4 protein-coding genes are annotated in these 4,198 nt (G+C 38.5%); 3 read left to right on the top strand and 1 reads right to left on the bottom strand.

The window, feature by feature from the left end; translation table 11 throughout:
• Window positions 1–636: 636 nt before the first annotated feature.
• The 3 genes from FTV31_RS15725 to FTV31_RS15715 all read left to right on the top strand — a co-directional run bounded on the left by FTV31_RS15725 (window position 637) and on the right by FTV31_RS15715 (window position 2,929).
• Window positions 637–993, top strand: a complete 357-nt coding sequence (locus tag FTV31_RS15725; protein WP_000269911.1) for a type II toxin-antitoxin system RelE/ParE family toxin — start codon at window positions 637–639, stop codon at window positions 991–993.
• The gene (locus FTV31_RS15720) at window positions 986–1,288 is read left to right on the top strand and encodes a helix-turn-helix domain-containing protein (protein ID WP_001140620.1); all 303 of its coding nucleotides are present in this window, start codon (window positions 986–988) and stop codon (window positions 1,286–1,288) included. The genes FTV31_RS15725 and FTV31_RS15720 overlap by 8 nt, the downstream gene beginning before the upstream one ends.
• Before the next feature lie 336 nt (window positions 1,289–1,624).
• On the top strand, window positions 1,625–2,929 hold the full coding sequence (locus FTV31_RS15715; RefSeq protein WP_152342556.1) for an IS4 family transposase: 1,305 nt from the start codon (window positions 1,625–1,627) through the stop codon (window positions 2,927–2,929).
• Between the two features lie 86 nt (window positions 2,930–3,015).
• Here the strand turns inward: FTV31_RS15715 and FTV31_RS15710 are convergent.
• Window positions 3,016–4,198 (bottom strand): glycerophosphodiester phosphodiesterase (locus FTV31_RS15710; RefSeq protein WP_180015633.1); only part of this gene is annotated, 1,183 nt, incomplete at its 5' end.

Raw genomic sequence — 4,198 nt, 5'->3', positions numbered from 1 at the left:
ATGTTCCCTTTTACTATTTTTCTTTTGAGTATTTTATTAATCTAATTCTTTTACGCACTCAATAAGTATTACCACTATACCAACTCTTAGAAAGAGCTTTGAATTCCCTATTTAACATAATGGCAGTTATACGAAGTACATTTGTATATTAATATAAATATCAAAAACTTAAAATTTTAGTCATGACTAAGAAACCACCATAAATTGGCTTTTGTAATAAGTTGGTGAGTTTTTAAGCAAATCTGTAACATTTTGCCAAGAAAATCGATTAATAAATGATCAATTTGGCAATCAGTGCCCATTTCATGCGGATCCAGGTTGTGAAACTATCCCCAATTGCTGTGGATAAAATTTAGGCTATTTTGTACGCTCTGGCGTACATAAATCTCGGCCCTTTGCGGCTACCTGGGACAGTGGAATTTTCCTATGATGAACTCATCGGGAACAGGAAGCTCCATACAAGAATAACAATAGATAAGCACAAGGACTGTAAGGTACGACAGGAGTTATACCGAGCGAACCAATACGAAAAACCCCGGCAGGATGCCGGGGTTTTTTATTGCCTATCATTTCTCATTTGCAAAACAAGCATAATGCTCCTAAAATATAGACTATAATCTATATTTTGGTTGTGGTATGTGGACAGTCATTACGACAGATCTATTTAATCAGTGGCTTGAACAGCAAGATGAATCGACACAAGAGAAGGTCCTAGCTGCCCTGGTTGTTCTACAGCAGCAGGGACCGAGTTTAGGCCGTCCTTTAGTAGATACTGTGTATGAGTCTAAATTTACCAATATGAAAGAACTGCGTGTTCAACATCGCGGTAGACCCTTAAGAGCTTTCTTCGCATTTGATCCCTTACGACAGGCTATTGTTCTATGTATTGCTGATAAAGGCGGTAAAAAGCGTTTTTATAAAGACATGCTGGATATTGCAGATGAACAATACCAACTTCATCTCACCACCCTAGGAGATAAATCTAATGGCTAAGACTCTGCAAGAATTGTTAGCTAGCCGCTCTCCAGAGAGCCAAGCCCGTATTCAAAAAATGGCAGATGAATTACTGCTAGAAAATCAGCTTCATCTTATTCGTGAAGAACTCGAAATTTCTCAAAAAGAGCTTGCTGAAACTTTGGGAATAAAACAGCCATCGCTTTCAGCAATAGAAAATCGTGGCAATGATCTTAAGATTTCAACCATGAAAAAGTATGTTGAGGCAATGGGTGGGAAGCTCCGTATTGATGTAGAGCTTCCAACAGGAAAACATATAGGATTCAATGTTTAACAATAAAAATGGGAGCTATAGGCTCCCATTTTTAGATTCGTATAACGTGTATTATGTTAATTTTAGAAAATATTAAGGATGGGAATAGAGAATGGTAGAAACAGACCAAAAATTAGCACAGAACGGATGTTGTTATGCTTAATCCTGATCGGTTAAAAATACAAATTTAAAATCAATAAAAGGTGACAACTACCTTGATACTTACCGAACAGCATGCTTTATCAATTTTTATTGACTTAGTTAAAAAAACCCACTTTACAGTGTAATGCCAGTCAGTTAAGCAAATTTTAGTAAAATGTAGTAAAAATGAGTGTATGTAAATACGCTCATTTTTTTATGTCTTTATCTGAACATTTAGAATCCACTCTTGAACATGCTCTCCCATCACTCAACCATTTTTGTGAACTTATTGATTTAAATTGGATTGAAACAAGCCTGCATCAAACAGGTAAGGCATCGATCAGAAGGAGAAAATTACCTGCTGAGCACGTGGTTTGGCTTGTTCTTGGGCTTGCCTTGTTTCGCAATCAACCCATCAGCTATGTGGTAGAACAATTAAAACTCGTGTTTGGTACAACAGATTATTGTGTTCCTAGTGCAGCTGTCCAAGCTCGACAACGTTTAGGTCGAGAACCCTTAGCTGCCTTATTCTCCTTAATCAGCCAAGCATGGTTTGATGAATCACAACAACAATATTCAAGCTTTCAAGGTCTTAGTGTATGTGCTGTTGACGGGGTGGTTTGGTCTATGCCGCTGACCGAAGAGAACTTTAATCATTTTGGCTCATCTAAAGGTAAAACTGCTGTAGCACCTTACCCACAAGTTAGAGCCACGTGTCTAGTGAATACCAATACTCATGAAATCATAGATGCCCAAATAGGCAGTATGGATCAAGGTGAACTCACATTAGCAAATCAATTATCTCCTCCAGCACAAAGTATTACTTTGTTTGATCGAGCTTATTTCTCTGCTGATTTTTTAATAGGCTGGCAAACACGTGGAGAATCAAGCCATTGGCTTATGCGAGCTAAAGATAATTTACGTTATGACATAATTAAACGGAATTCCCCACATGATTTTCATATCAGGATGCCAATATCAGCAAGAGCCAAAAAACTTAATCCAGCATTAGGAGATTACTGGGAAGCACGTTTAATTGAAGTTGAGCAGGCAGGAAAAATCCGCCGTTATATCACTTCATTATTAGATTCAAAGACATATCCAGCTCGAACTTTAGCAAAGTTATATGCTCAACGTTGGGAGATAGAGATGTGTTACCGAGAAATTAAAAGCAATTTACAGGAAGGTAAGCACTTAAGGAGCAAACAGCCAGACTTAATTTATCAAGAATTATGGGGTGTCTTGATTGCTTATAACGTGCTGAGAAGACAAATGAAATATATGGCTCAACGTGCCAAAGTAAGCCCGTTGAGGATCAGTTTTCATATTGCATCTATTGCCCTTCTTAATTTACTCAGATTCGACTCTTTGGCTTCTGCAGGTAATCTACCCAAACATCTGGAAAGTTTAATGGAGAAATCTAATCGGTATGTTATACCTGAGAGAAGAGTGAGGAGTTATCCAAGGGTTGTAAAAGGAAAACCTCAAAAATACCCAAGAAAAAGCCAGTCAATCTCTTAACTGACTGGCATTACACTTTACAGTGGGTTTTTACTACATTAACTCATCAAGGTGATGCTCTAAGAATCTAAGCATATGTTTTAATTTTATTGAATTGTTACAGTGACAGGTTTTGCATAAATCGTATAGGTGTAATTTGGTGCCATCGTATATTGATAGCTTGGCATGACATAAGCTGTACCTTTTTCAGTAAATGTCAGCCCTTGGCCATTTTGCGTATATTTAGCCGAATTTGGCAAAACCAGCATATTTTTAACAAGATAATTCGATTTCGTTCCAATTTGAGTTTGGATTTCTGCATTGATTTCTACAGGCTTGCCTGCAGTGGCTATGAGCTGACTTGCTGTATTCAATTTTACCGCCAGATTTGAAGATTCATGCGCATAATCAGTCGTTAGACCATGTGTGCCTTGTACATACATGCGGTAGAAGTCATCTTTATTTAAGCGGAAAGTCCATGGCCAGAAAGTCACGCCGCGCTGGCTCGCCATCATCATCAGCTCTTTATTTAAACCAGAAAAAGAAGGATTAAAAGTAGAAGAGTATTTTTGTGCAGCATCTAAAATGCGGCGCGTGTTGACAATATTGCTTTGAGCTGTTGGCGTACTGGTCAAGTATCCAGTGGATACACCAGGAATTTCATTCTTCATATGTAGAATTTGATCGCCAACGAAACTGATGACAATCGCTTGATCATAGGCATTATGCTTATCTAGCAATTCCTTAATTTTTGGTACAATTTCAGGTTTTGAACTCTTTATTTCAATGAAGTTTGTCACATTTGGATATTGTTTTACAGCCGCAAGAATTTCATCCATTGTCGGTACTTTACGTCCATTTGGAATGGTGCGTAAGTTTTGAATTTCTGCGAGCGTCAAATCTTCAATTTTGGCATTTACACCTGTAGTGCGTGTTGTGGTTGAATCATGCATGACCACAACATGATTATCTTTAGAAAGATATACATCGTACTCAACCGCATCTGCGCCAACTTGAATCGCTTTTAATGTGCCTTCTAAAGTGTTTTCATCCTCAAGTGCAGGAATACCGCGATGGCCTGTAATCAGCGGTTTGCGCAGCAGCGTGTTCGGCGCCATTAATTTCATAATAGAAAGAACGCTGTCGGGCTGCTCGGTGTAAATACCGTTTACACCTGTGCTTAAGAACTCTGCTGCTGTTAATGGGCTGCTGCTGTCTAGGTTTGCCCACGGTGTAATCAGCAGACGCTGTAAATGTGAAACCACTTCTGTTTGTACCAGATGCTTAGGC

It is taken from the genome of Acinetobacter sp. YH16031 (assembly GCF_013417335.1).
Classification (GTDB): domain Bacteria; phylum Pseudomonadota; class Gammaproteobacteria; order Pseudomonadales; family Moraxellaceae; genus Acinetobacter.
Note: the sequence above shows the minus strand (reverse complement) of the source record. Positions and strands in the feature narration are given on the sequence as shown.